20 protein-coding genes and 1 tRNA gene are annotated in these 26253 nt (G+C 71.8%); 8 read left to right on the top strand and 13 right to left on the bottom strand.

Annotated elements, in window-relative coordinates:
* Window positions 1-147: 147 nt before the first annotated feature.
* Window positions 148-220, bottom strand: a tRNA-Arg gene (locus AB5J55_RS14675).
* Between the two features lie 323 nt (window positions 221-543).
* On the opposite strand from AB5J55_RS14675, the gene AB5J55_RS14670 reads away from it, so the two are divergent.
* From AB5J55_RS14670 to AB5J55_RS14655, 4 genes are all read left to right on the top strand, one after another.
* Window positions 544-2151 carry a dynamin family protein gene (locus AB5J55_RS14670; RefSeq protein ID WP_369271109.1) on the top strand — a complete coding sequence of 536 codons (1608 nt, stop codon included), beginning with the start codon at window positions 544-546 and terminating at the stop codon, window positions 2149-2151.
* A gap of 3 nt (window positions 2152-2154) precedes the next feature.
* On the top strand, window positions 2155-4620 hold the full coding sequence (locus tag AB5J55_RS14665; protein ID WP_369271108.1) for a GTPase: 2466 nt from the start codon (window positions 2155-2157) through the stop codon (window positions 4618-4620).
* A 268-nt stretch (window positions 4621-4888) separates the two neighbouring features.
* Window positions 4889-5374 carry a single-stranded DNA-binding protein gene (locus AB5J55_RS14660; protein WP_369271107.1) on the top strand — a complete coding sequence of 162 codons (486 nt, stop codon included), beginning with the start codon at window positions 4889-4891 and terminating at the stop codon, window positions 5372-5374.
* A gap of 262 nt (window positions 5375-5636) precedes the next feature.
* Window positions 5637-7055, top strand: a complete 1419-nt coding sequence (locus tag AB5J55_RS14655) for a Cys-Gln thioester bond-forming surface protein (protein ID WP_369271106.1) — start codon at window positions 5637-5639, stop codon at window positions 7053-7055.
* 70 nt (window positions 7056-7125) lie between these two features.
* On the opposite strand, the gene AB5J55_RS14650 is transcribed toward AB5J55_RS14655, so the two are convergent.
* Both AB5J55_RS14650 and AB5J55_RS14645 read right to left on the bottom strand, forming a co-directional pair.
* Entirely contained in the window at window positions 7126-7248 is a 123-nt protein-coding gene (locus AB5J55_RS14650; protein WP_369271105.1) for a hypothetical protein, read from the bottom strand.
* 53 nt (window positions 7249-7301) lie between these two features.
* Window positions 7302-7586: a hypothetical protein gene (locus AB5J55_RS14645; RefSeq protein WP_369271104.1), complete on the bottom strand. Its 285-nt coding sequence runs from the start codon at window positions 7584-7586 to the stop codon at window positions 7302-7304.
* Between the two features lie 351 nt (window positions 7587-7937).
* Here AB5J55_RS14645 and ettA point away from each other — a divergent pair, with 351 nt between their 5' ends.
* The 3 genes from ettA to AB5J55_RS14630 are packed head-to-tail and all read left to right on the top strand — an operon-like array spanning window position 7938 to window position 10702.
* Complete coding sequence (gene ettA, locus AB5J55_RS14640; protein WP_369271103.1) at window positions 7938-9602, top strand: energy-dependent translational throttle protein EttA; 1665 nt, start codon at window positions 7938-7940, stop codon at window positions 9600-9602.
* A 6-nt stretch (window positions 9603-9608) separates the two neighbouring features.
* On the top strand, window positions 9609-10037 hold the full coding sequence (locus tag AB5J55_RS14635) for a thioesterase family protein (protein ID WP_328881581.1): 429 nt from the start codon (window positions 9609-9611) through the stop codon (window positions 10035-10037).
* Window positions 10034-10702, top strand: coding sequence for a hypothetical protein (locus tag AB5J55_RS14630; RefSeq protein ID WP_369271102.1), 669 nt, complete (start codon window positions 10034-10036; stop codon window positions 10700-10702). Before AB5J55_RS14635 ends, AB5J55_RS14630 begins: the two co-directional genes overlap by 4 nt.
* 8 nt (window positions 10703-10710) lie before the next feature.
* On the opposite strand, the gene AB5J55_RS14625 is transcribed toward AB5J55_RS14630, so the two are convergent.
* Complete coding sequence (locus AB5J55_RS14625; protein WP_328427595.1) at window positions 10711-11115, bottom strand: globin; 405 nt, start codon at window positions 11113-11115, stop codon at window positions 10711-10713.
* A gap of 142 nt (window positions 11116-11257) precedes the next feature.
* On the opposite strand from AB5J55_RS14625, the gene AB5J55_RS14620 reads away from it, so the two are divergent.
* Window positions 11258-12244 carry a methyltransferase domain-containing protein gene (locus AB5J55_RS14620; protein WP_369271101.1) on the top strand — a complete coding sequence of 329 codons (987 nt, stop codon included), beginning with the start codon at window positions 11258-11260 and terminating at the stop codon, window positions 12242-12244.
* Window positions 12245-12346: 102 nt separating this feature from the next.
* Here AB5J55_RS14620 and AB5J55_RS14615 read toward each other — a convergent pair whose 3' ends face one another.
* The 9 genes from AB5J55_RS14615 to AB5J55_RS14575 all read right to left on the bottom strand — a co-directional run bounded on the left by AB5J55_RS14615 (window position 12347) and on the right by AB5J55_RS14575 (window position 26166).
* On the bottom strand, window positions 12347-13846 hold the full coding sequence (locus AB5J55_RS14615; RefSeq protein WP_369271100.1) for an FHA domain-containing protein: 1500 nt from the start codon (window positions 13844-13846) through the stop codon (window positions 12347-12349).
* Between the two features lie 103 nt (window positions 13847-13949).
* Entirely contained in the window at window positions 13950-15296 is a 1347-nt protein-coding gene (locus tag AB5J55_RS14610; RefSeq protein WP_369271099.1) for a VWA domain-containing protein, read from the bottom strand.
* Between the two features lie 96 nt (window positions 15297-15392).
* On the bottom strand, window positions 15393-17018 hold the full coding sequence (locus AB5J55_RS14605) for a PP2C family serine/threonine-protein phosphatase (RefSeq protein WP_369271098.1): 1626 nt from the start codon (window positions 17016-17018) through the stop codon (window positions 15393-15395).
* Window positions 17019-17021: 3 nt separating this feature from the next.
* Complete coding sequence (locus AB5J55_RS14600; RefSeq protein WP_369271097.1) at window positions 17022-19568, bottom strand: tetratricopeptide repeat protein; 2547 nt, start codon at window positions 19566-19568, stop codon at window positions 17022-17024.
* Window positions 19569-19590: 22 nt separating this feature from the next.
* Complete coding sequence (locus AB5J55_RS14595) at window positions 19591-20922, bottom strand: hypothetical protein (protein ID WP_369271096.1); 1332 nt, start codon at window positions 20920-20922, stop codon at window positions 19591-19593.
* A 101-nt stretch (window positions 20923-21023) separates the two neighbouring features.
* On the bottom strand, window positions 21024-21998 hold the full coding sequence (locus AB5J55_RS14590) for a glutamate ABC transporter substrate-binding protein (RefSeq protein WP_369276184.1): 975 nt from the start codon (window positions 21996-21998) through the stop codon (window positions 21024-21026).
* A gap of 134 nt (window positions 21999-22132) precedes the next feature.
* The gene (locus tag AB5J55_RS14585; RefSeq protein WP_369271095.1) at window positions 22133-23605 is read right to left on the bottom strand and encodes a hypothetical protein; all 1473 of its coding nucleotides are present in this window, start codon (window positions 23603-23605) and stop codon (window positions 22133-22135) included.
* 333 nt (window positions 23606-23938) lie between these two features.
* Complete coding sequence (locus AB5J55_RS14580) at window positions 23939-24910, bottom strand: N-acetylglucosamine kinase (protein ID WP_369271094.1); 972 nt, start codon at window positions 24908-24910, stop codon at window positions 23939-23941.
* Window positions 24901-26166: a 6-phospho-beta-glucosidase gene (locus AB5J55_RS14575; protein ID WP_369271093.1), complete on the bottom strand. Its 1266-nt coding sequence runs from the start codon at window positions 26164-26166 to the stop codon at window positions 24901-24903. Before AB5J55_RS14575 ends, AB5J55_RS14580 begins: the two co-directional genes overlap by 10 nt.
* Between the last annotated feature and the right edge of the window lie 87 nt (window positions 26167-26253).

Genomic DNA, 26253 nt, shown 5'->3' with positions numbered 1-26253 from the left:
ACACAGCCACCCGCGAAAACCCGGTGACAGCCGGACAGCCCCGGAATCTGCCCTTGATCATCAAGAGGGGGTCCGGGGCTTCGCCGTGGTACCTGGTATGTGCCCTGACCAGCAAAAACGCCCTCCCGAAGGAGGGCGGAGACTGGGCGCCCCCGGCAGGACTCGAACCTGCGGCCAAGCGCTTAGAAGGCGCCTGCTCTATCCACTGAGCTACGGGGGCCGGTTGTGGTGGCCTCGGTCGTGGTGCGCCCGGGTGTGGGCTGATCCGTGACGTTGCCGGGGACAAGGATAGGGCTCCCGCGTCCGTGTCCCTGTTGCTTCGCCTCCGTGGCTCGATGTGGAGGTTCGGTGAAGCGGTCCTGATAATCGCAGGCAGGTACGAATCGTGCACCGCTTTTGGCCTCCCGCGCCCCGGGTGTTGTGCACTCGTTATGCCTGGACTATGCCTGTGTCCCAGTCGTCCCTTCCATCCCTTGTGTCCCGTCGGCGCGCAGACGTGCTCATATGCTTCAGAATTCCCCTAAAATTGGGCATTCTTCGCATGTGGTGACCTTGGACGTACGGCCTCAGCTGCTCGACGCACTTTCCGCCCTGCGCGACCGTGTCGCGGCCGCACGCTTTCCGCTGCCCCTGGCGGGGGCGCCACGCGCGCGTGCCAACCGCGACGAACTGCTAGCGCAACTCGACGACTATTTGGTGCCCCGCCTGAGAGAGCCCGAAGCGCCGTTGCTCGCCGTGGTGGGCGGATCCACCGGGGCCGGCAAGTCGACGCTCGTCAACTCGATCGTGGGCCGGCGCGTGACCGAGGCGGGAGTGCTGCGACCGACCACGCGAAATCCCGTGCTGGTCTGTCATCCGGACGACCATCACTGGTTCAGCGGAGTGAGGGTGCTGCCCGACCTCACGCGCGTGTGGATGCCCGAGCAGGATCCGGCGGAGGAACTGATGGCGCCGGGCGACGATTCCGCGCGTGTGCTGCGGCTCGAGACCGCCGACACGCTGCCGCCCGGGCTCGCCCTCCTCGACGCGCCCGACATCGACTCGCTGATCGCGGACAACCGTGTCCTCGCGGCCCAACTGATCTGCGCGGCCGACATCTGGGTGATGGTCACGACGGCCGCCCGGTACGCCGACGCCGTCCCCTGGCATCTGCTGCGCACCGCCAAGGAGTACGACGCCACCCTGGTGACCGTTCTGGACCGGGTTCCGCATCAGGTCGTCTCCGAGGTGTCCCGGCAGTACGGCGCGCTCCTCACCAAGGCCGGCCTCGGCCACGTCCCCCGCTTCACCGTGCCCGAGCTGCCCGAGTCGGCCTGGGGCGGCGGGCTGCTGCCTGCCACCGCGGTGGCGCCGCTGCGCACCTGGCTCAGCCAGCAGGCCCAGGACCCGGGGGCACGGGAGCAAGCCATCATCCGGACGGCCAACGGTCTGCTCGACTCGCTCAAGGTCCGCATGCCCGAGCTGGCGAACGCCGCCGCCGCCCAGTACGCGGCAGCGCTACGGCTCACCAGCGCCGTGGACAGCGCGTACGACAGCGAGTACGCGCGCGTACGGAGCCGGCTGCAGGCCGGTGCCGTGCTCGCCGGCGACGCGCTGAAGCGCTGGCGCGCCTTCCCGCTCGACTGCTCCGCCAGCGAGCTGCTCGAGTCGCTGGTGGAGAGCCTGAGCACCCTCCTGCTGTGCGCCGTCACCGCCGCCGACGAGCGCGTCGACGACATCTGGCGGCGCGAACCGGCCGCCGCGGCACCCGAGCTGATGGACCGCGACCCACGCCCGGCGAGCGTCGAGCACCGCATCGGCATGGCCGTACGGCGCTGGCGCAGGGAACTCGAGGAGTACGCGGAGGACGAAGTGAGCGTCCTCGACCGCAGCGTCGCCCCCGATTCCGAAGTCGTCACCGCCCTCGTCGCCACCGCGCTGCTGGGCGGACGCCGGGCGCGGTCGGCGGGGGAGGGGCTCGCCGAGCGGATCGGCGCGCACGGCGCGCTGCGGCTGCGCGACCGGGCCGGGCGGCTGCTCACCGAGCACCTGGACCGGGTCATGCACAACGAACGCGAGCGGCGGCTCGCCCCACTCGACGCCCTGGAGGTCAATCCGGAACCCCAGGCCGAACTCATCGCCGCGCTGTCCGTACTGCAGAAGGAGAGGTGACCGGTGACTGCCGTCACTGACCAGGACCACACCGAACACGCCGATCAGCAGGACGACGGCGCCGCGAGGAACGCCGTGCGCGAGAACAACACCCCGGGGAAGGTCCCGCTGGAGGGCGCTTCCGGGAACCGCCTCCCCGTGGAGGGCGATCACGTGGCGGGAGCGCCCGGCGAGGGCGAGGGTGCCGCAGCCGTCGAGGAGCCGGAGAACCGAAGCATGCTCTGGAGGAAGCTCGCTAAGTGGGATGGCCGGGCGGACGACGGCCGCGCGCGCGTGGAGGACCTGACGGACAGTGACACGCCCGCGCGCGAGGGGGTCCTCGACTCCGGCGGCCGTGAGGATGGTGAGGCACAGATGCGGGTGAGTGTCCCCGAACCCGGGGGGCGTAAGGACGTTGACGCACACGCGCGTGGTGGCGCCCTGGATTCCGGCGGCCGTAAGGAGAGCGGCTCGCCCGCGCGTGAGGATGCCCCCGACTCCGGCGGCCGTGAGGGCGGTGACGCGCCCGCGCGTGAGGGTGGACGTGACGCCGGGGGCCGCAGGGACGGTGACACGCCCGCGCGTGGCGGTGCCTCCGACCCGGGCGGCCGTAAGGGCGGCGGTACTTCCGTACGTACGGGTTCCTCCGCGCGTACGGAGCCCCCGTCCCGTACGGACACCGGCCCCCGTACGGACACCGCCCCGCGCACGGATTCCGCCTCTCGGGTGGATTCCTCCGCGCGGTCGGACGCCGCACGCCCGGACTCCTCCTCCGGTACGGACTCGGCGCCCCCCTGGGACGACGGGCTGATCGCAAGGCGGGTGAATGAGAACGCTGGTCCGGAACAACCCGCCGCCGTGGAACCCCGCGCGTCCGGGGCGCAGGTCGTGACGCCGCTCGCGTACGACGGGGCGTTGCGGTCCCGGCTCGACGCGCTGCGTGAACTGGTCGGGCTGTCGCGTCCCCGGCTCGACAACAAGACGCTCTCCGAGGCGGGCCGGGTGCTCGACGAGGCGGCGGCGCGGCGCAGGCTCTCCGGGCAGCACACCGTCGTCGCCATCGCGGGCGCCACGGGCAGCGGCAAGTCGCAGCTGTTCAACGCCCTCGCCGGGGTGACCATCTCGGAGACGGGCGTACGACGGCCCACGACCGCCTCGCCTCTGGCCTGCAGCTGGAGCGACGGCGCGGTCGGCCTCATCGAGCGGCTCGGCATCCCACCGCGGCTGCGGCGGCGTCCCGCGCAGAACGCCGCCGCGGACGGGCAGCTGCGCGGGCTCGTCCTGGTCGACCTGCCGGACCACGACTCGGCCGCCGTGCAGCACCGCGAGCAGGTCGACCGGGTCCTGGCGCTCGTCGACGCGGTCATCTGGGTGGTCGACCCGGAGAAATACGCCGACGCGGTCCTGCACGAGCGCTACCTGCGGCCCATGGCGGGACACGCCGAGATCATGTTCGTCGTCCTCAACCAGGTCGATCGGCTGCCCGGGGAGGCCACCGACCAGGTCCTCGACGACCTGCGGCGGCTGCTCGACGAGGACGGCATCGCGCTGGGCGAGCACGGCGAACCGGGTGCCGTCGTGCTCGCGCTGTCCGCTCTCACGGGGGAGGGCGTCGGCGAACTGCGTGAGGCGCTCGGCCAGTTCGTGGCGGAACGCGGGTCGGCCGCGCGCCGGATCTCGGCCGACGTGGACGCCGCCGGGTGGCGGCTGCGGCCCGTGTACGCCGCGCGGCGGCGCACCGGGCTCAGCGAGGAGGCGCGGGACGAGTTCTCCGCGCGGCTCGCGGACGCGATCGGCGCCACCGCCGCGGGCGAGGCCGCCGAGCGGGCGTGGCTGCGCAACGCCAACCGCGCGTGCGGCACGCCCTGGCTGCGGCTGTGGCGCTGGTACCAGGACCGGGGCGAGCCCCCGACGGGACGCCTGTCTGTGCGGACCCAGACGGACGAGGAGGCCACCGCGCGGCAGCGCGTCGAACAGGCGGTGCGTACGGTCGCCGACCGGGCGTCGGCCGGGCTGCCCACGCCGTGGGCGCAGGCGGTGCGCGAGTCGGCCGTACGGGGCGCTCAGGGGCTGCCCGAGGCGCTGGACGAGCTCGCCGCGCGGGCCGGACTGCCGCCAGGGCGGCCGCCGCGGCCGGGTTGGTGGCCGGCGGCTGTCCTGGTGCAGGCGTCCATGACGATCCTTCAGGTCCTCGGCGGGCTCTGGCTGGTGGGGCAGATCGTCGGGGTGATGGCGCCCAACCTGGGCGTACCGGTGCTGCTGATGATGGCCGGCATCGTCGGCGGCCCGCTCGTCGAGTGGGGCTGCCGGATGGCGGCTCGAGGTCCGGCACGGCGGTACGGCCTGGAGGCGGAACGGCGGTTGCGGGAGGCGGCGGCCGGGTGCGGTCGGGCCCGGGTGCTGGATCCGGTGGCCTCGGAGCTGCTGCGGTACCGGGAGGTCCGCGAGCAGTACGGGCGGGTCATGGGGGTGGGGTCCGCGGGGAGGTGACCTGAGCGGCGACGACTGTGGTCGGGGCGGGGGTGGTGTCCTCGGGTGGGGCCCTGGGCCCCACGGGCCCGGTGGGTGCGGCGGTCACCCGTCCGGGTGGCGCGGTTATCCACAGGCGGGCGGTGATCCACAGGGCTCAGCGGGCTCGTCCCGACGGAGGCAGTCTGGCTTCGCGGCGATCGCGATGGACGGTCGGACGCAGCCGTACGGGACGGGCCCGTGCGCGTATCCGCTCGGCGGGAGAGGCCGGGCGAGGGGAGGGACCGAGATGAACGAGACGACCATCTGCGCGGTGGGCAACGTGGCGACACAGCCGGTGTACCGGGAGCTGGCGACGGGACCGTCCGCGCGCTTCCGGCTGGCGGTGACCTCGCGCTACCTGGACCGCGGGAAGAACGAGTGGACCGACGGGCACACCAATTTCTTCACGGTGTGGGCCAATCGCCAGCTCGCGACGAACGCCGCCGGGTCGTTGAACGTGGGCGATCCCGTGGTGGTGCAGGGCCGGTTGAAGGTGCGCTCGGACGTGCGCGAGGGACAGAGCTGGACCTCGGCCGACATCGACGCGACGGCCATCGGCCACGACCTCGCGCGCGGTACGTCGGCCTTCCGGCGCACCCTCAGGCCGGAGGCAGGAGCCACAGCCCCACCCGCTTCCTCGGCCTCCGCATCCGCGCCGCCCGAGCCCGAGTGGGAGACACCGCCCGCCGACGCCGATTCCCAACAGGCCCAGGAACCGGTGGCAGTGACGTGACGTCAGTCACCCGCAGAGGCTGACCGAAGTGCGGCTTATCGGCGAATGCGTTCCGAACGACCCCGGTGGATTTGTCGATAAGCCCTGCTCACAAGGGATCTTGGCGATAACGATTCCGAGTCGGATCGGCCCTCCGACGGGATCACAGGGAAGCGTGGTGCGCCGCGTACCTAGGATGCCGGACATAGCTCTTGGGGCTTGAAGCTTCTGCTGGTGGGACCGTGCCCCCCACGCCAACGGGTCCTGCTCGAAGGGGAATTCTGTGTTTGCTGCGTTCTCTGCGCTGTCGGTGCGCGGGCGCGGGGCGGCTCGACTGGCCGCCTCGACCCTGGTGTCCGGGCTCGTCGCCGCCTCGGTGGTGGCCGGTGCCGGCACGGCCGCGGCCGACGGGGCAGCCGGGAGCCAGGGCGGGGCGACCGCGACGATAGGTGGCCTCAAGACCTACGGCGGCGCCGTCGTCCACGCCGACTCCGGTGACCAGGAGATCTCGGCCGGTCTGTTCGAGATGTCCGTCGACGGCGGCGGCATGCTGCAGACGTACTGCGTCGACATCCACAACCCCACACAGCGCGACGCCAAGTATCACGAGACGCCCTGGAGCGGCACCTCGCTGGGCGCCAACAAGGACGCGGGCAAGATCCGCTGGATCCTGCAGAACTCCTACCCGCAGGTGAACGATCTCGCCGCCCTCGCGGGCAAGGCGGGCGTCAAGGGCGGCCTCACCGAGCAGGACGCGGCGGCGGGTACGCAGGTGGCCATCTGGCGCTACTCGGACGGTGCGGACGTCGACGCCGTCGACCCGCAGGCCGAGCAGCTCGCGGACTACCTGGAGAAGAGCGCGCGGGGCGTGGCGGAGCCCGAGGCGTCCCTGCGACTCGACCCGCCCGCGGTCTCCGGCCACCCCGGTGAGCGGCTCGGTCCGGTGACGGTGCACACCGACGCGGACGGCGTGACGCTGACGCCCCCGGCGGACGCCGCCACCAGCGGGGTGCGGATCGTGGACAAGGACGGCAGGGCCGTCACGTCCGCAGTCGACGGCGGGCAGGTGTTCTTCGAGGTTCCCGAGAACGCCGCGGCCGGCCAGGCCGAGCTGACCGTGCAGGCCTCGACCACCGTGCCGGTGGGGCGCGCCTTCGCCGCCGAGAGCCGCAGCCAGACGCAGATCCTGGCCGGCTCCAGCGAGTCGACCGTCTCGGCGACGGCGAGCGCCGGCTGGGCGAAGTCCGGTGCGATACCCGCCCTGTCCGCCGCGGAGAACTGCGACAAGGGCGGCGTCGACATCACCGCCGCCAACGAGGGCACCGAGGCGTTCACCTTCGAGCTGCTCGGGTTCGAGCACACCATTCCGGCGGGCGAGTCACGGACGGTGACGGTCCCGCTGCAGGAGGACCAGGCGTACGACTTCACCATCCAGGGGCCGGGCGGCTTGGAAAAGCGGTTCACCGGAGTGCTGGACTGCATGACGCAGATGGGTGAGGCCGAGGCGGCGGGCAACATGACCCAGACCCTCGCCGAGCCGAGCCCCGCCACGGTCGGCACGGCGGCCGACGACACCAACCTCGCCGCGACCGGCGGCTCCGCGATGACCCCCCTGATCACGGGCATCGCCATCGGCCTGGTCGTGATCGGCGGCGCGGCACTGATCGTCGTACGGAAGAAGCAACTGCCGACACAGGACTGAGGCAAGCCGGCCGGCGCCCGCGTGCGCCTTGGCAGAACACCAGATCAGGGGCTTGATCCGGTTTGCCGGATCAAGCCCCTGACTGGTTCACGGGGTGTCTGGGGGCGCGCTGCCGCCGGCGGAACAACCCATGGGCCGTCTGTCGCGGCCCGTACTCCACCGGTAGGTCTCGCCATGGGGCACCGATTCGCACCCGCCAGAGTCACGGCGTGAGACGTGGCGCGAGGCCCCGTCTCGGAGCCCGGTCTACCAGGCGCTGTTGTCGCAGCCCATGGTCGAGCCGATGTGGGTGGCCTGCGCGCCCGTGTCGCCCTCGCCGTTGAGCGCGTTGCCCAGCGCGCCGTTGAGAATGCCGACCTGGCCGAGGACGTCGAGGTTCAGGTCGTGCGACTTGCAGTTCGAGCTCTGCAGGACGCTGACCTTGTCCCCGCCCTTGCCGCCGTGGCCGTCAGCGGTGGCGGTGCCGGCGCCCAGGAGTCCGACGGTGCCGATGGCGACGGCCATGACGGCAGCCTTGCGAAGGTTGTGCATGTCATCTCCGATGGAGTGTGGTGGGTGCGATCCGTGAGAGATCGACTTCGTACAGTTACGGGAGGTTAATGTGAAAAATTCCTATATGTCCCGACGGCGCGCCGGAATCAATACCGGGGTGCGCCCAGGCGGACGCCCGAACCCGCCACGTCTCGGCAACTGCGGCGCCGGTACCTCCCGCTGAGCTTCTGTCGGCCGGCCGGGAAGCTCGGCGCCCGGCCCGCGGGCCTTCGGCAGCGAAGCCCCAGGTCAGAACCCGTCGGCGATACGGGTTTCCCCCCAGGGGTGGCGATCCGGCAAGATGGGGTGTATCTGCCCACTGCCTGATTTCAAGCTGCCGGACGGTTTCTCTTGGCTGAGTTCATTTACACCATGCGCAAGGCGCGCAAAGCGCACGGCGACAAGGTGATCCTCGACGACGTCACCCTGAACTTCCTCCCCGGAGCGAAGATCGGCGTCGTCGGTCCGAACGGCGCCGGTAAGTCGACGATCCTGAAGATCATGGCGGGGCTGGAGCAGCCGTCGAACGGTGAGGCGTTCCTGTCGCCCGGGTACACCGTGGGCATCCTGATGCAGGAGCCCAAGCTGAACGAGGAGAAGACCGTCCTGGAGAACGTCCAGGAGGGTGTCGCCGAGGTCAAGGGCAAGCTCGACCGGTTCAACGAGATCGCCGAGCTGATGGCCACCGACTACTCCGACGCGCTTCTCGAAGAGATGGGCAAGCTCCAGGAGGACCTCGACCACGCCAACGCGTGGGACCTCGACGCCCAGCTCGAGCAGGCCATGGACGCGCTCGGGTGCCCGGCCGGCGACTGGCCCGTCGTCAACCTCTCCGGTGGTGAGAAGCGCCGCGTCGCGCTGTGCAAGCTGCTGCTGGAAGCCCCTGACCTGCTGCTGCTCGACGAGCCCACCAACCACCTCGACGCCGAGTCCGTGAACTGGCTGGAGCAGCACCTCGCCAAGTACGAGGGCACCATCGTGGCCGTGACCCACGACCGGTACTTCCTCGACAACGTGGCCGGCTGGATCTGCGAGGTCGACCGCGGCCGGCTCCACGGCTACGAGGGCAACTACTCCAAGTACCTGGAGACCAAGCAGACCCGTCTCAAGGTCGAGGGCCAGAAGGACGCCAAGCGCGCCAAGCGGCTCAAGGAAGAGCTGGAGTGGGTGCGGTCCAACGCCAAGGGGCGGCAGGCCAAGTCCAAGGCGCGCCTCGCCCGCTACGAGGAGATGGCCGCCGAGGCCGACAAGATGCGGAAGCTGGACTTCGAGGAGATCCAGATCCCGCCGGGCCCGCGTCTGGGCAGCATCGTCGTGGAGGTCAACAACCTCAGCAAGGCCTTCGGCGAGAAGGTTCTCATCGATGATCTCTCGTTCACGCTTCCGCGTAACGGGATCGTCGGTGTCATCGGCCCCAACGGCGCCGGCAAGACCACCCTCTTCAAGATGATCCAGGGTCTGGAGACGCCCGACTCCGGCAGCATCAAGGTCGGCGACACCGTCAAGATCTCGTACGTCGACCAGAGCCGCGAGAACATCGACCCGAAGAAGAGCCTGTGGGCCGTGGTCTCCGACGAGCTCGACTACATCAACGTCGGCCAGGTCGAGATGCCCTCGCGGGCGTACGTCTCGGCCTTCGGCTTCAAGGGCCCCGACCAGCAGAAGCCGGCCGGCGTACTCTCCGGTGGTGAGCGCAACCGCCTCAACCTCGCTCTCACCCTCAAGCAGGGCGGCAACCTGCTGCTCCTCGACGAGCCGACGAACGACCTGGACGTCGAGACGCTGTCGAGTCTTGAGAACGCGCTGCTGGAGTTCCCGGGCGCGGCCGTGGTCGTCTCCCACGACCGCTGGTTCCTCGACCGGGTCGCCACGCACATCCTCGCCTACGAGGGCGAGTCCAAGTGGTTCTGGTTCGAGGGCAACTTCGAGTCGTACGAGAAGAACAAGGTCGAGCGGCTCGGCGCGGACGCCACCCGTCCGCACCGCGCCACCTACAAGAAGCTGACCCGGGGCTGATCGATCTTGCGCCACATCTACCGTTGCCCCCTGCGCTGGTCCGACATGGACGCGTACGGACACGTCAACAACGCGGTCTTCGTCCGCTACCTGGAGGAAGCCCGCATCGACTTCCTGTTCCGTCCGGAGAAGGACTTCAAGCAGGGGTCGGTGGTGGCGCGCCACGAGATCGACTACAAGCGGCAGCTCGTGCACCGGCACCACCCGGTGGACATCGAGCTGTGGGTCAGTGAGATCAGGGCCGCGTCCTTCACCATCACCTACGAGGTGAAGGACGACGACCTGGTCTACGTCCGGGCCTCGACGGTGGTCGTGCCGTTCGACTTCGAGGCGGAACGGCCGCGACGGCTCACCGCGGAGGAGAAGGAGTTCCTCCGCGAGTACACGGACGACGCGGACGACAAGGACTCCGAGGAGGAGGCCGTCGCCGCATGACGGTGCTCCACCTCGCCGACGAGGGGGAGGCGGCGGATCTCGCGGCCTTCCTCTCCCGGCTGCTCCACTACGACCGTGGAGCCGCGGTGCGCCTGCAGGCGGCCGGCACCGCGCTCGCCGTCTTCGGACGGCCACCGTCCTTCGAGGTGCTGGCGATCCGCACGGCACGGCTCGCGAAACCGTACGAGAACGGGCTCGACGTCACCCTGGACGTGACCGTCTCCGCGGGCGAACTCCTGGAGTCCGTCGACGAGTCGGCGGCCACCGCGGTCGTGCCGGGGGCCGTGACCGGGCCGCCGTGGGCCGGGGTGCTCCCGCCGCGCGGCGGATGGCGGGCGGTGCCGGGGCTGCCCGAGCCCGATGCCCTGCGGGCGATGATCGGTGCTGGTGTCGCGGAGTTCCGGTCGCGTACCCAGGAGCTGGCGGCCGAGCAGCGCACCCGGGCCGAACTCGACCGGGTCGGGCGGGAGATCTGGTCCCGGACCGTCGGGGACACCCATCTGCCGGTGCGGGCCGTGCACGCGGCCCAGTCGCTGGGATTCCTGCGCGCCACCAGGGAGCTGGCCCTGCTCTCGTCCGGTGCGTGGCTACGGCTGCGCACGCCGTACGGGTCGATCGCCGTACGGCGTGCGGGACTCGGCACCCTGGATGTCAGCGTCCGCTGACAGTCGGCTCAGCCCGCGGTGTTGACCATCGACGCCGCCGCGTACGTCAGGTAGTTCCACAGCGTCCGCTCGTGCTCCTCGGAGAGGCCGAGCTCGTCGACGGCGTCCCGCATGTGCTTCAGCCACGCGTCGTGGGCCGCGCGGTCGACGGTGAACGGGGCGTGGCGCATGCGCAGGCGGGGGTGGCCGCGGTTCTCGCTGTACGTCGTCGGGCCGCCCCAGTACTGGATCAGGAACAGCGTGAGGCGCTCCTCGGCCGGGCCCAGGTCCTCCTCGGGGTACATGGGCTTCAGCAGTGGGTCCTCGGCCACACCCTGGTAGAAACGGTGGACGAGGCGGCGGAAGGTCTCCTCCCCGCCGACCTGCTCGTAAAAGGTCTGCTCCTGAAGCGTGCCGCGCCGAATCTCATTCACCCGTCCATGGTCTCAGACGCGCAGACGGAGGACCTGAGGCTTAGGACCAGCGGTCGTGACGGGCAGGCCGACCCGAGTGACGCGTTCCGGATCGTCCGGCGGAGTGCTCGCCTCGCGGCGTCCGGCGCAGGACAGTGGACGTATGAGCGCGCACGCTCTCGACAACGACCTGGACGACCTCGCCGCCTCGGCACGGGCCGCGCTGGTGCGCGCGATCGACGCCGACGGGGCATGGCGCGCGGACCCGCGGTGGCGGGACGTCTTCGCCGCCGTGCCACGGCATCTGTTCGTGCCGTACTACTACGTCGGCGTCGCAGGTGGCTACGAGCGCCGCTGGGGCCAGAGCCCCGACCCGGCCGCGCGTGAGAGGTGGATGCGCGGGGCGTACGCCGACACCCCCCTCGCCACCCGGCTGCGCGACGGGGAGCTGCTCTCCTCCAGCAGCCAGCCGTCCCTGATGGCGATGATGCTCGTCGCGCTGGAGGTGACAGACGGCGACAGCGTCCTGGAGATCGGCGCGGGCACGGGCTACAACGCCGCCCTGCTCGCCCGCCGGCTCGGCGACGACGACCTCGTCACCAGCATCGACCTGGAACCGGAGATCACCGAGTCGGCCCGACGGCACCTGACGACGGCCGGATACCACCCCGTCGTCGTCACGGGCGACGGCGCGCGCGGCGTGCCCGAGCGCGCCCCCTTCGATCGCATCATCGCCACGTGTGCCCTGCCGTTGATCCCGCGCGCCTGGCTCGCCCAGTGCCGCCCCGGCGCCCGCATCCTGACACCGCTCGCCACCGGCCTGCTCGCCCTCACCGTCCAGGACGCCGAGCACGCCGAAGGGCGCTTCCTGCACACGCCCGCCTACTTCGTGCCGCTGCGCGGCGGGATCCGGACCGAGCCGGAGTCCTCGCCCGTGGCCGGGCTGCCGCGCCGGGCCCGGGAGCACGAGCTGTTCCGCTTCCTGCTGGCCCTGACCCGCGGCAGCCTCGATCCGCAGGAGGCGTACGCACTGTGGGAGCGCGAGGGGCAGCCGCAGCGGGAGCGGTACGGGATCACGGTGCGCGGCGAGCACGAGTGGGCCTGGCTGGACGACCCGGAGGGGCCGTATGCCTGGCCGCTGCCCGGCTGAAACGCCGGTAGGGGGCGGTCGTACGGCACTTTCTCGCCGTACGACCGCCCCCTACCGGTCTCAAGATCGAGCCGCGCCCGGAGCCGGCCGGTCGCGGTCGGGCTAGCCGCGCCGGACCGTGATCGTCGTCCAGGCCCCCACGTGCACCCGGTCGCCGTCCTGCAGCGGCACCGGCACGAAGGGCTGGATCGGCTCCTCGGAGCCGTTCACCGTGGTGCCGTTCGTCGAGTTCTGGTCGACGACCGCCCAGGTGCCGTCGGGCTGCTGGACCAGGACCGCGTGCTGGTGCGAGACGCCCGGGTCCTCCGGCGGCACCGACAGGTCGATGTCGGGGGTGTCGCCGGTGGAGTGGCGGCGGCGGCCGATGGTGACCTGGTTGCCGGTGAGCGTGCGCTGCTGCTCGGGCGAGTACGCGGGCAGGTTCAGGCCCGCGGCCTCGGGGCCGGAGCGCTGCATCATCGCCATGAAGTACTCACGGTCCGGGCCGATCGTCGCCAGCCAGGTCGTCGGCTGCTGCGGGTAGCCCTGACCGGGCGGCGGGGCCTGGGTGGCGCCGGGCTGCGGGTAGCCGTAGCCGCCCTGAGCGGGGCCACCGGGAGCGCCCGGTCCGCCCGGACCACCGGGACCCGACGAGGGCGGTGAGATCACCCAGTCGTCGTCACCGCCGCCGAAGGACGGGCCGCCCTGCGGCGGGCGGTTCGTCTCCTGCGGGAACCCGTGCGGGGCCGGCGGAGCGGACGGGCTTGCCTGCTGGAAGGCCTGCGGACCACCGCTGGTCGCGCCAGGACCGCCGGGCGGCGTGGGCCCGGGCGGCGGCGGAACCTGCCGCGAGGGGTCGCCGAAGACGGAGGGGCCGCCTCCAGGGCCACCGGGGCCGCCGTGACCGCCAGGGCCACCGGGGTTGGTGGCACCCGGGCCGCCGGGGCCCGGACCGAAGCCGCCCGGGGCGCCGCCGGGGCCGCCGAAGCCCTGACCAGGGCCGGGGCCACCCATGCCGCCGGGACCGCCGGGACCACCCGGGCCCCCAGGACCGCCCTGGCCACCGGGACCAGGACCGCCGGGACCACCCGGAGCGCCGGGGCCGCCCGGTCCCGAAGGCTCCGCGCCGAACGGCGGGATCGGCTCCGCGGGGCGGTTCATCTGGGACGGGCGCGAGCCCTGGTAGTCGTACGAGTCACCGCCGCCGAACGACGGCGGGGGCCCCGACTGCTGCTGGAAGTGCGAGGGCAGACCCGGGCCGCCGGGCGCCGGGGGGCGCGGGGCGGCGGGGGTGTACGAGGTCGCCGTGTTCGTCAGGAAGTTCCACCGGCACTCCTCGCAGAACGGCGCACCGCCCTCACGGGGCGTACGGCACTGCGGGCAGAGCTCCGGCTCCGGTACGGCGGAAGGATGCGGGGGGCCGCCCGGCTGACCGGCGTTCGGGCCGCCGAACGGACCGCCGGGAGCAGGGCCGCCGGGGCCACCGGGCGGCGGGAAGCCGTAGCCCCCACCGGGCGGGGGCGGCGGCGGAGGGGGTGGAGGTACGGCACCGGCCATGCGGTGACCGCAGACCTCGCACCAGTCGTCGGAACCCGACTGGTGTCCGTTCGGGCAGGTCGGCATGTCGGCGCTTCCCCCTCTCCTTTCCGGTCGCTCACGACCGGATTTCTCCAACCCCAAGGGGTCAGGCTCGATCCTTTTCAGGGTCCTGCTGAGTCCTGCTAGGTCACTTCTTTACACGAACAGTCTTTGTGGACCGCGTCTCGAGAGTCATCTCGTCGGCCTCCGCGACCTTTGCCTTCAGTCGCACAGTACCCGCCGCGGCATCGACCACGTCCACCACCTTCGCAAGGAGTTTCGCCGTATCGGCATTTCCGGAGGCGCCGGCGAGCTGAACGGCGCGGCCCAGTTTGGCCGTTGCTCCATCGATATCGCCTGACTTGCGAAGATCGAGGCCTTGTTGGATGACTTGGGCCAGTTCGGCCTGGCCGGTGTAGTGGGCGACCTGGGGGTTGATCGAGGTCGAGGCGACCATGTCGTCGGTCCATACGGCCCGTACGAGGCCCTGTGCGCCCAGGTTCTGCGCGGTGCCGTCGGACTGCGGGATGACCAGGGATGTCCGGGCGGCGAGCATCTCCTGGCCGAGGCCGGCGGCGGGCACCTCGACGCATACGTGGTAGTCACGGGACTCGTCGCCCCAGGAGCCCGTGGGGTAGTCGCCGGCGCGCGGGCCGGCCTCGGTGCGGCGGTCGGTCAAGTCCTCGACCGTCGGCGCGACTTGCTTGACGAACTTGATGGTCGTGCCCACCGGTGTCCACACCCGCAGGGCGACGTCCGCGACCTCCTTGCCCATCGCGGTCTCCATCATCTGCGTGAAGTCGGCGGCGAGACCGGCCGGATCGGCGACGATGTCGGAGCTGCCGAGCAGCGCGGAGGCGATGGCTGTGACTTCTTTCACTTCCCAGTCGGTGCCCACGCCCCGGGCGTCACAGGTGAAGCGTCCGGCACAGGCGTCGAGGGCGGCCTTGAGGTCCTCCGGCGACTCGTGCTCGTTGCGGCCGTCGGTGAGCAGGATGCCGTGCCGGATGGCGACGTCGGCCGAGGACAGCAGGCGGTCGGCGAGCCGCAGCCAGGTGCCGATGGCCGTACCGCCACCCGCACTGAGCCTGCGCAGCGCCTGTTTGGCCTGGTCGCGGGTGGTGGCGTCGGCGATCGCCAGACGGCCGCCGCCCGGGTACACCTCCTTGGCCACGTGCGTGCCGTCGATCACCGCGAAATGCACGCCGTCGCGCAGGGTGTCGATCGCGGCGGCCGTGGCGTCGCGGGCGTTGCGCATCTTGGTCGGCGGGTAGTCCATCGAGCCCGAGCAGTCGACCATGATCGCCACGCCCGCGGACGGGCCCTGTCCCGGCGAGTAGAGGTGGGGCGCGGCGACCGCGCTGCCGACCGTGCCGCCGCCGGTCGCGGTCACCGTGACGATCGCGTTGACCTCGCGACCGCCCTCCGGGAGGTACTCGTTCTGGTACACGTCCACCGAGAACTGCGGCACATTTGATTTCGAGAAGTTGGCCATACGTTCTCAAATCCCCCTAAAGAACCCCGTGATGGGGCTATGGCTGTCGACGGACCGGTCCCCTCCGGTCCGATGAGGCCGTCCCCGCAGTTGGCCTCAGGCCGATCCTGCCCCCATCGGCGGTGCCGGGAACGGCAGGACGGCCACTGTTACGTTGTCGTGGCCCCCGCCGTCGAGCGCGTGTCCGACGAGGACCTGGGCGCTGTGCAGGGGGCGCGCGGCGGCGTCGAGAGGCACGACGTCGGCCATGTCGTCGGCCGCCTCCGCGTAGTTCCACAGCCCGTCCGTGCACACCACCACCACACCCGGCCGGTCCGGCTTGAAGGAAGCGGTGTGCGGCTCCAGTTCGTAGGCGTCCGCGCCGAGCCAGCCCGTGATGGCGTGGGCACGCTCGTCGGCGTACGCCTCGGCCTCGTTCATCAGGCCCGCGGCGACCATCTGCGCGGCCCAGGAGTCGTCCTCGGTGAGCCGGGCCGGGGGAGTGCTGCGGTCCACCGGGACCCAGTAGGCGCGGCTGTCCCCGACCCAGCCGACCACCAGCAGGCCCGCGGTGACCACGGCGCCGACGAAGGTGCAGGCCGGGGCGTTCTGGTGCGGGGCGTGCTCGCGGGCCGTGGCCGGCTCGTCGGCGAGTGCGTTGACCGCGTTGGAGGCGGCGATGATCGCGTCGTGCATGGCCTGCTGCGGGTGTGCGCCACGCGGCAGGGCGGCCAGCAGCGACTCGCTCGCGGCCCGGGAGGCGGCCATCGAGGCGTCGTCGGGGCGGGTCGCCGAGGACACGCCGTCGCAGACGATCGCCAGGACCGCGGGCCGGCCGTCGGGCAGCGCGGTGCAGTCGACGGCGAACGCGTCCTCGTTGCGGTGGTGGCGCAGGCCGCGGTCGCTGACGGCGGCGACGGGGCCGACGTCCTGCTCCATGTGGTCGCGCTCGCGCGGCTGGGCGTGCCCGCAGTTCTCGCAGTACCCGTCGTGGTCCACACGGCCCGCGCGGCACGCCACGCACACCTTGGTGCCCTCGGACGGGGTCGGCGCGGCGGGGGACACACGAGGGTCGGGCGCCTGCAGCGCGTACTCGTCCGGCTCCGTACGGGCGTACTCGTCGGGCTCCGTACGGGCGTACTCGTCGGGCTGCGGGGGGCGGTCGAAACGGACGCCGGAGGCCGGGGAGTCGGGTGAGCCGGTCGGGGGCGGAGGGCCGGCGGGGGCGGGGGGCGGCTGCGGGCCGCTGGGCGCGGCGGGGCCGCCCGGGGCCGGGACGGTGGGGTGGCCGGGTGGTGCGTGATGGCCGGACTGTGCCTGGTGGCCGGGGGCCGGGGAAGCGCCCGGGACGCCGTGGTTGCCCGGCGCCGGGACGCCCGGTGTGCCGTGCGCGGCGTCGGGAGCGGTCGCCGCCGGTGGGACCTGCGGGGCGGGCGGCGGTGACTGCGGGGGCGGGGGCGTGCCCGGGGGCAGGTCGCGGCCGCCGGAGTCGGTGCCGGGGAGGTCCGTCGGCAGATGGGCGGCCTCGGAGGTGGAGCCGTCCGGGGCGGCGACGGGCCAGTCCGCGCCGGGCGCGCCCGCGGCAGGGGGCGGCACCGAGCCGTTCATGGCGATGGTCGGATGGTCGTCCGGCCGTACGGGCACGGCGGACAGGTCATATCCGCACGCACCGCAGAAACGGTCACCCGACTCGAGCGGCCATTCGCAGCTCGGGCAGGCGGACAGCTGGGGCATCTGCGACATCAACTACACCCACGTCCGGGGGCGGTAACGGTTGGCACGTTCCACCAGGTCGATCCTCTCCTCGCCGCCCCGCGCGAGCCGGGCCAGCGTGCGGTACGAACGTTCCAGGCCGAAACGCAGTCCCCGCTCGTCCAGGCCGCTGCCGAGCAGCGTCCGTCCTCCGGCGGCGGCAGACGGGGCGGAACCCTGGCCACCGGAGAGTATCCAGTCCAGCGCGCAACCGAGGACTTCCGCCGACAACTGCTCCCGGCGCGCCGGGTCCAGACCATACGCGTCCAGCGCCTCGACCTGGCCCGCGGCGGCGGTCAGGTCGTCCAGGAACGGTACGTCGGCGGCGGCCGCCGTGCGTTGACGCAGCCGGGCGCGGACGGCCGCCACGCGTGCGGCCGTGTAGTGAATTGAGCTCTCCGGAACCGACTCCAGGGTCCCCACGGCGCCGCGGCGGTCGACGGTCGCGAGCTGCACGCGGGCGAGACCGAAGGCCGCGCTCACAAAGCTGGGGTCGGTGGACCACACCAGGCGGTAGTACTCGGCGGCGTTGTCCAGCTGGCCCAGCACCTCCGCGCACAGGCCCAGGGCCAGCTTGGGCGCGGGTTCGCCGGGGAAGGCGTCGTAGATCGCGTCGAAGGCGAGCGCGGCGCCCTCGTGGTCGCCGGTGCCCAGCGCCGCCACGCCGCGGTACCAGACGACCCGCCAGTCGTCGGGCCGCTCGTCCTCCAGCTCCAGCAGCTGTTCGTGCGCGGTGCGGGTGTCGCCGTTCTCCAGCCAGGCCCGCACCTGCCGCAGCCGTGTCTCGGCCGACGGCGCCGGCGCGGCGGCGAGGGCGCCGAGCAACTCGGCCGGCGCGGTGGTCATCAGACCGGCGAGGAAACCGGCGTTGGGGTCGGCGGGGTCGACGTGGGGGACCGGCAGCGCGAGGGCGGCGACGGGGCCGTCGACGGCCTTGACGATGCCGGCGCCCGCGGCGGCACCGGCGGCCAGGGCGTTCGCAGGGGCGCCCGCGAAGGCGGCGGCCCCCTTCCCGGCCGGTGCCATCCGCGCCCCCAACCGCGAGACCTCCCCGTCCAGCTTGGGGAACAACTCGGTGTCCGTGACCCGCACTTCGGGGCCGAACAGCGTCGACAGGGACGGCCTCGCGCGGCCCGTCTGCAGGGAGACGACCTCGCGCAGCACGCCCGTGAGCTGCTCCGTCATCTCCTGGGCGGAGGCGAAGCGGCGGGCCGGGTCGGGGTCGGTCGCGCGGACCAGGAGACGGTAGAAGGACTCGTACCGGTGGAAGACCTCGATGTTGTCGGGGTCGGGCAGCGAGTCGGCGTAGACGTTCGTGTAGCCCTGGAAGTCGAAGGTCAGGACGGCGAGCGTGCGGGCGACCGTGTACAGGTCCGAGGCCACCGACGGGCCGACGTCCGCGACCTCGGGCGCCTGGTAGCCCACCGTGCCGTAGATGGCCGACTCGTCGTCGTCCATCCTGCGCACCGCGCCCATGTCGATCAGCTTGAGCTGGTCCTCGGTCTGGATGGCGTTGTCGACCTTGAAGTCGCAGTACAGGAGGTTGCGGCTGTGCAGGTGGCCGAGGGCCTCCAGCGCCTCGATGCCGTACGCGCAGGCCTGCTCCACCGGCAGCGGGTCCCGCTTGCCGGTCCCCGTACGACGTGAATTGGCGATCTCCTTCAGCGACTTGCCGCCGACGTACTCCATCACGATGTAGCCGTCGAGCGAGCCGGTGCGCTGGTCGAGGTGCTCGACGAAGTTGTAGATCCGCACGATGTTGGCGTGCTCGATCTCCGCGAGGAAACGCCGCTCGGAGATCGCCGCCGCCATCGCGTCCTGGTCGCCGGTGTCGAGCAGGCCCTTGAGCACCACCCAGCGGTCGGAGACCGCGCGGTCCACGGCGAGGTAGACCCAGCCGAGGCCGCCGTGCGCCAGACAGCCCGCGACCTCGTACTGGCCGTGCACGATGTCGCCGGACTTCAGCTTCGGGACGAAGGAGTACGGGTGTCCGCACTTCGTGCAGAAACCCTCCGTACGGCCCGGCCGGTCGCCGCGGGCCCGGCCGACGGGCGCGCCGCAGTCCGAGCGGGAGCAGAACCGCTTGCGCTCGGGCACCTCCGGGTTCTCCAGCACCATCGCGCGCGGGTCGGGGCGCGGCACGTCCGGGACCTGGACCAGGCCGACACCGAGCCGCCCGCGGCCGCTGGAGCCGGACGTGGAGCCGGAACTGCGCACCGACACCGAGCGGCCCGTGGCACGGCCCGACAGCGAACGCGACAGCCGTCCCGACACCGAGCGCCGGGACTTCGACGACTGGGACGACGTACGGGACGACGAGCGGGAGCTGCCCCGGCTGCTGGAGCGGGAGCTGCCGTTGCCCGCCGACCCGCGCGACGCCTTGCCGCCGGCCGTCACTCCGGTGGGCGGCGAGCCGACCGTGCCGGTCGCCGAGACGACCGGGGCGAGCCCGCAGGTGTCGCAGTACAGCTCACCGCCGCCCACGTCCTCGTACGCCCCGCCGCAGTCCGGTCGCTGACAGCTCTGCTGTGGCTGACTCATGACGACGACACCCCCCTGACCCTCATGATCCCGGCCCCCTCCGGTCCTCGGGCGCGCGCGGCCCCGGCACCCGCCCGCTGCCGAGCAGTTCGGCGGCCGCCTGCTGGTAGCGCAGCACGGCCTGCTCGGCGACGCGCAGGTCGCAGGGCGCGCTCCACAGCATGCGGCGGGCCGCGTCGTAGCGCTCGATGAGGAACTTGTCCTCCGCCAGGCCGTGCCGGGCCACCTTCGCCTTGTACGCGTCGAGGCGGCCCCGCAGCTCGGCGCGGACCGCCAGGGGCGCGGTGACCGCGGTCAACGACTCACGGGCGCGCAGCAGTTCGTCCTCCGCCTTCTGCTCCAGCGACTCCAGGAGCGGGGACAGGCGGTGCCACTGGGCGTGTCTGCGGTACTCGGCGGCCGTCGCCAGCTGCTCCTGCAGCACGGTCGGCGGGCCGCTGACAACCGGCACCTCCGTGGCGGCGATCTTCGCCAGCACCTCGCCGCGCGCGGTGCGGGCCTCGGCGAGCGTACGGTCCGCGCGCGAGAGCACGTCACGCAGCCGGACCAGCCGCTGCTCGGCGTCCTGGCGGACCGTCAACACCGCGTCGATCTCACGGCGTACGTCCTCCAGGGCGCGCGCCTCGCGGTCGTAGACCGTGGTGTCCGGCTTGCCGCCGCCCGGCGCCGAACTCCCCTGCGTGGGAACCCAGTACGCGAGCGGGTCGGACACCACCTCCGAGCGCAGCTTGGTGAGCGTGCGCGTGATGCGCTCCAGGTCGTCGCCGGCCGGGTGCTCGCCGGGCCGTACGCCGACGGAGTGCGCGAGCCGGCGGGTGCGCTGGAGCTCCGCGGCCAGTAAATCGATACGGGCGGGCAGCGCCGACCACACCGCGTCGGCGGCCACGACCATGTCCAGCGACGTCGCGTACAGCTCGTTCATCCGGTCCACGAGCGTGACGAGCGTGAACTGTTCGCTGAGCTTGCCCGAACCGCCATGCAGAGTCGGCGCGTTGGCCGTGGCGGTCGCCGAGCCCGCCAGGGTCACCGACTCGCCCCGCAGCAGTTCCGTCAGCTCCACCAGGTCGTCCCGGCTGGACCAGCGGCGCCGGGAACGGATCTCGCGGGCGGAGCGCAACGCGTCCGTGTACGCGTCGAAATACGCCCACAGCAGCGTTATCGACGCCTCCGCGGTCGTCCACCGCTCCTTGGTGACGCCGGTGAGTTCGGCGCCCTCGAGAAGTCTGCGGCCCGCGTGGTCCTGCAGCGCGAGGAGCGAGGTCTCGATCGCCTCGTGCTCCGCGCCGAGCCGCGCCAGCGCACGGTCCACCTCGTCCCGGTCCATCACCGGCCCGGCGGGGTCCGTGACGCCCATCGATCACCTCTCGCTGCTGTCGTGTTCCATCGGATCGGTCTGCTCGTGCTGCTGTGCCTGTTCCGTCTGTTCCCGTCAATCGTGCGTCAGTTGATGGCCGGTCACTTGTACTTCGCGTCGGGAGGGGTCGCCGACGCCGACTTCTTTTCGCCCTGATCCATGGTCGGATGCAGCCACTTCTCGTACGACGCCTTCCAGCCGCCGTCCTCGACGTAGTTCTCCAGGGTCCGGTTGACCTGGCGTACCAGATCGTCGGAGCCCAGTTTCATCGCCACGCCGTAGTACTCGTCCGTGAACAGGCCGCCCTTGAGTTCCACCGTCGGGTCCTGAGCGGCCTGGCTGGCCGCGAGTGCGCCGTCCGTGACGACCGCGTCGACCTCGCCGAGCTGCAACTTAACCAGGCAGTCGAGCTGGTTGGGAACGGTGGTCGTGATGTCGGTGGAGTCGGGGAGGTCGCCGGACTTCCGGCCCTCCTCCAGATTGTCGTACGCCGTGGAGCCCTGCGCCGAACACACCTTCCTGTCGGCCAGGGTCTTGTCGAAGCCGGTGATCTTCGAGGTCTTGGGGGCCAGGACCTGCTGACCGGTGACGAAGTACGGGGCGGAGAAGGCGACTTGTCCGATGCGGTCGCAGTTGATCGTCATGGTGCGGACCACCATGTCGACCTCGCCCTTCTGGATCGCCTCGACCCGGCGGCTGGTCGGGATGGCCTTGAACTGCACCGCGTCGCGGTCGCCGAGAATGTCCTCGGCGATCCGGTGGACGAGGTCGATGTCGAAGCCCTCCAGCTCGCCGGAGGGGTTGTTCGGATCGAGGTAGCCCCAGCGGTAGCTGTTGGTGTCGACGCCGACGATCAGGCGGCGGTCCTCGCGGGCCTTGATGGCGTCGACGGTCGGGGTGCCGCCGTTCCCGCCGGACGGGGAGAGGCTCTGGTCCTGCGGGTTCTCGCAGTCCTCCGCCTTCGCCTGGCTGACCCGGGCGAGGCCCTGGCTCCCGGTGGCCGCGTCGTCGTCGCGGTGCTGTGACAGGGGCAGCAACAGGGCGAAGGTCACCGTCAGGGCGACGACCAGCGCCATCGCGCCTACGCCGCCCCAGCCGCGCAGGCCGGTGCGCAGGCTCCGCCCGAGGTTGCCTGTGCGGGCCCTTGTGGGGGTGCCTGTGCCCCGGAGGTGACCCGAGTCATCGCTTGCGTTCATCGTCGTGCCCCCTCTCACCTGTACTCCGACAGCCTGCGGCCGATGCCGAGAACCGCGCCGGCCGCGCCCAGGACCGCGAGGACCGCGGCGCCGGTCGGGAGGCCGGTCAGCGAGTCACGGCCGTCGCTCGCGGCCTGCTTGAACTCGGTCTGCTCGTGCGCGATCGCTGCCGCCAGTGCCTTGTCGACGTTGTCGAAGCACACGCTCGTCGGCTCCTTCGCGGCGCCGATGACGCGGTCGCGGGCGGCCTGGTAGTTGCCGCTGTTGTTGTCGTCGCGGGCGACGTCGTGGCGGTCCTGCCAGACCTTCATGAAACCGTTCGCGTCCTGGACGGGCTTCTTGCCGGTCGAATCGTCCGCGAGGTCTGCGGCACGGTTGAGGGCCTTGCCCAGTTGATCGATCTGCTGGTCGTAGCCCCACTCGTACGCGTCCACGACCGTGTCGTCGTCGAGTGTCTTCGTGTCCGCACCGCGGCGGACCAGGGTCAGGTTCTCGTCGCTTCGGGCCGTGAGTGAGGCGATGCGGGCCTCGTGCAGCACGGTCAGGGAGCGGACGCCGTGGTCGTAGGAGTCATTCAGGCCCGCCCGGGCGATCGTGTGGCCGACGGCGAGCCACAGCAGGACCACCGTGGCGGCGGTCGTGGCCGTGACGAGGCCGTGGTTCAGGACCCTGTTCGTACGCTGGTAGTTGCGGCGCTGGGCCCAGGCGAGGGCGGCCAGGGCGACGATGCCGAGGCCTGCGGCGGCCCAGGGGAAGGACTTCGCGTCCGCGTAGTCCTCGCTGAGGCGCTGGTTCTCGGTCTTGTACAGCTTTTCGGCCCTGGGCAGCATGTTCTGCTGCATCATCTCGTTCGCGGCGCGCAGGTATGCGCCGCCGACGGGGTAGCCCTGGCGGTTGTTGGCCCTGGCTGTTTCCACGAGGCCCTTGTACTGCGGGAGGAGTCTGCTGAGTTCCGCGATGGTCCTCGCGGAGGGGGAGCCCGGTTCGGAGTTGGCCGCGGCTGTGACGAGTTTCGCTGCGGCCGTGCGGATGTCCTTTTCGTAGCCCTCGCGCATGGTGGGCTTTTCCTGCAGGCCCGCGAGGTAGCCGCTGGCCGCTGCGGTGTTGGCGTCCGCCAGGGAGCGGTAGATGTCGGCCGCGTCCGAGCTGAGGGGCTGGCTGCGGTTGAGGACGTCGTCGGCGGCCGTTGCGCGGTCGGTCATCTGCCAGGCCGCTACAGCGCCGAAGGCGATGACGAGGGCGGCGAGGAGGGCGCCGATGATGCGGAGCCGGCCGGGTTCGGTGGTGGCGGCCGCGCGGAGTTGGTCCAGGCCCTCGGCGAAGGCGGTGCGGCGGGGTGGGGTTGCCGCGGCGAGGGGTCGGCCGTTGGCGGTGGGGGGTGCCGGGGGTGCGGGCTGGGGTGGCACGGACGGCATGGTGGGTGCGCCATGTGCCGGGTCGGTTCCCGGTGGTGGTGGTGCCGTGCTGCTTTTCGGCGTCTGTGTCACTGTTGACCTCCCCCGTGGCCATCCGTGCCGCAAGTATCGCTGCCGGGACTGACATCCGCACCGGCCTTCGCTGGATCTTGATCGGATCGCAGTGCGGATCCCAAAATCCCGGCACACCGAAACCGCTGTGCACGAGCCCCCTGCCCATGAATACGCCGGGGGAATCTGTTCGGTTCCAGGTTCGAGTCGATGCCTGCGGCGGCCTGTTGCTGTGTGTGGGGGTTCGGGGGGTGGGTCGGGGCCGTGCCGGAGGGCGCGCCACCACGGCCACTGTGCGACGCCGGTCCCGGCACTGCCGGTCCATGGGGCGCAGCCCCCCTGGCGGGGGTGCGGTTACGGCTCGAAGTGCTGGCGGAGTCGGACGTGTACCTCCGGGAGTGCCCCCACCGCGTCCAGGCCCAGCAGGGCCGCGCCCAGGACCGGGCTTGCCGTGACCACGGTCGGGACGGCCTTCGGAGCGCGGGTGGTGAGCAAGTCGTGGATGGTGTCGATCAGTTGGGGGTGGCGGGCAGCCAGTACGCCTCCGCCCAGGAGCACCGGAGTCGACTCCTCCAGGAGGTCCAGTCGGGTCAGGGCGACCGTCGCCATGGTGACCACTTCGTCGGCGAGGCGGTCCACGAGATCACGGGCGATCGGGTCACCGGCGGCCGCGGTGGCGAAGAGGACCGGGGTCAGCTCGTGGCGGCGGGCGGGGGCGATGTGTTCGAGGTGCAGGGCCTCGATCAGGGCGTACATGGTGGGCAGGCCGAAGTGGGCGGGGAGCGTGCGCGTCAACGTCGTAGGCGCTCCCCGGCCGTCCTCCGCACGCGCCGCGTGCCACAGGGCTTCCTCCGCCAGGCCCCAGCCGCCTCCCCAGTCGCCGGAGATGCGGCCCAGCGCGGGGAAGCGGGCGGTACGGCCGTCTGGACGCATGCCCACGCAGTTGATGCCGGCGCCGCAGACGACGGCCACGCCGCGAGGTTCCGGCACGCCCGCCCTGAGGATCGCGAAGGTGTCGTTGCGGACCTCGACGGTCGTGCCCCACGCGCGTGTCTGCAGGGCTGCGGTGAGTTGCTCCTCCTCCACCGGGAGGTCGGCGTTGGCCAGGCACGCCGAGACGTGGTCGGCGGACGTCACGCCCGCCGCGGTGAGGGCCTGTTCGACGGCTGCGGCCAGGGTGTCCATCGCCGGCTCCACGCCGACCGAGGGTGGGCGGAAGCCGCCGCCGCGGGCCGTGGCCAGCACGGTTCCGTCGGCGGCCACCACTGCCACGTCGGTCTTGCTGTTGCCCGCGTCTACGGCGAGGACACGTGCGGTCAGGCCCACGCGAGATGCTCCCGGTTGTGTGCGATCAGTTGGTCGGTGAGGGCTTCGGCGTACTCGTACTGGCCGACCAGGGGGTGCGACAGGAGGGCCTTGAAGACGCGGTCGCGGCCGCCGTGCAGGGCCGCTTCCAGGGCCAGGTGCTCGTAGGCCGTCACCTGGGCCATCAGGCCCGCGTACAGCGGGTCCACGGTCGGTACGGCGAGGGGGGCCGGGCCCTTCGCGCCCACGGCTGCCTGCACTTCGATCACCGCGTCGTCGGGCAGGAAGGGGAGCGTGCCGTTGTTGGGGGTGTTGACCACCTGGTAGGGGCTGCCGGACCCGCCGAGCAGGGCAGCCGCCAGGTCGACTGCCGCCTCGGAGTAGTAGGCGCCGCCCCGTTTGGCGAGGAGCTCCGGCTTCTCGTCCAGGGACGGATCGGCGTACAGGGCGAGCAACTGGCGTTCCATTTCCGCCACTTCCGCGGCCCTGGACGGCTTGGTGCGCAGCTCCCGTACGACCTCGTCGTGCGCGTAGTAGTAGCGCAGGTAGTACGACGGGACCGCGGTCAGGCGGTTCAGGAGGGGGCGGGGGAGGTGCAGGTCGGCGGCGATCGTGTCGCCGTGGTCGGTCAGGAGCTTCGGCAGGACGTTCTCGCCCTCGGGGCCGCCCAGGCGTACGCCCGTCTCCCAGGTGAGGTGGTTGAGGCCCACGTGGTCCAGGTGGATCTCGGCGGCCGGGACGCCGAGCATGGCCGCGAACTTCCGCTGGAAGCCGATCGCCACGTTGCACAGGCCGACCGCCCTGTGTCCCTCCTGGAGCAGGGCCCGGGTCACGATGCCGACCGGGTTGGTGAAGTCGATGATCCAGGCGGTGGGGTTGGTGCGGCGGACGCGGTCCGCGATGTCCAGGACGATCGGGACCGTGCGCAGGGCCTTCGCCAGGCCGCCGGCGCCGGTCGTCTCCTGGCCGACGCAGCCGCACTCCAGGGGCCAGGTCTCGTCCTGCTCGCGGGCCGCCTGACCGCCCACGCGGAGTTGGAGGAGGACGGCGTCGGCGCTGTCCACCGCCGCGTCCAGGTCGGTGGTGGTGGTGATCCTGCCGTTGTGCGCCTGCCGGGTGAAGATGCGGCGGGCCAGGCCGCCCACCAGTTCCAGGCGGTCCTTCGCCGGGTCCATCAGGACCAGTTCCTCGATGGGGAGGGTGTCCCGGAGGCGGGCGAAGCCGTCGACGAGTTCGGGCGTGTAGGTCGAGCCGCCGCCGACCACGGTGAGTTTCACTGCGAGATGCCTCGCTTCCCGGTGCGGGGGAGGGTGATCATCGGCCGGGGGTTCGGGGGTTGTCCCCCGCGGAGATGCTGCATGTGT

Source organism: Streptomyces sp. R11, from assembly GCF_041051905.1.
In the GTDB taxonomy this organism is placed as follows: domain Bacteria; phylum Actinomycetota; class Actinomycetes; order Streptomycetales; family Streptomycetaceae; genus Streptomyces.
The sequence above is the reverse complement of the archived record's forward strand: the minus strand, read 5'-3'. Positions and strand labels throughout refer to the sequence as shown.

Coding starts and splice junctions, on each gene's coding strand:
- AB5J55_RS14660 (WP_369271107.1), top strand. CDS start 4,889: ATGAACGAGACGACCATCTGCGCGGTGGGCAACGTGGCGACACAGCCG.
- AB5J55_RS14645 (WP_369271104.1), bottom strand. CDS start 7,586: ATGCACAACCTTCGCAAGGCTGCCGTCATGGCCGTCGCCATCGGCACC.
- AB5J55_RS14630 (WP_369271102.1), top strand. CDS start 10,034: ATGACGGTGCTCCACCTCGCCGACGAGGGGGAGGCGGCGGATCTCGCG.
- AB5J55_RS14620 (WP_369271101.1), top strand. CDS start 11,258: ATGAGCGCGCACGCTCTCGACAACGACCTGGACGACCTCGCCGCCTCG.
- AB5J55_RS14615 (WP_369271100.1), bottom strand. CDS start 13,846: ATGCCGACCTGCCCGAACGGACACCAGTCGGGTTCCGACGACTGGTGC.
- AB5J55_RS14610 (WP_369271099.1), bottom strand. CDS start 15,296: ATGGCCAACTTCTCGAAATCAAATGTGCCGCAGTTCTCGGTGGACGTG.
- AB5J55_RS14605 (WP_369271098.1), bottom strand. CDS start 17,018: ATGTCGCAGATGCCCCAGCTGTCCGCCTGCCCGAGCTGCGAATGGCCG.
- AB5J55_RS14600 (WP_369271097.1), bottom strand. CDS start 19,568: ATGAGTCAGCCACAGCAGAGCTGTCAGCGACCGGACTGCGGCGGGGCG.
- AB5J55_RS14595 (WP_369271096.1), bottom strand. CDS start 20,922: ATGGGCGTCACGGACCCCGCCGGGCCGGTGATGGACCGGGACGAGGTG.
- AB5J55_RS14590 (WP_369276184.1), bottom strand. CDS start 21,998: ATGGCGCTGGTCGTCGCCCTGACGGTGACCTTCGCCCTGTTGCTGCCC.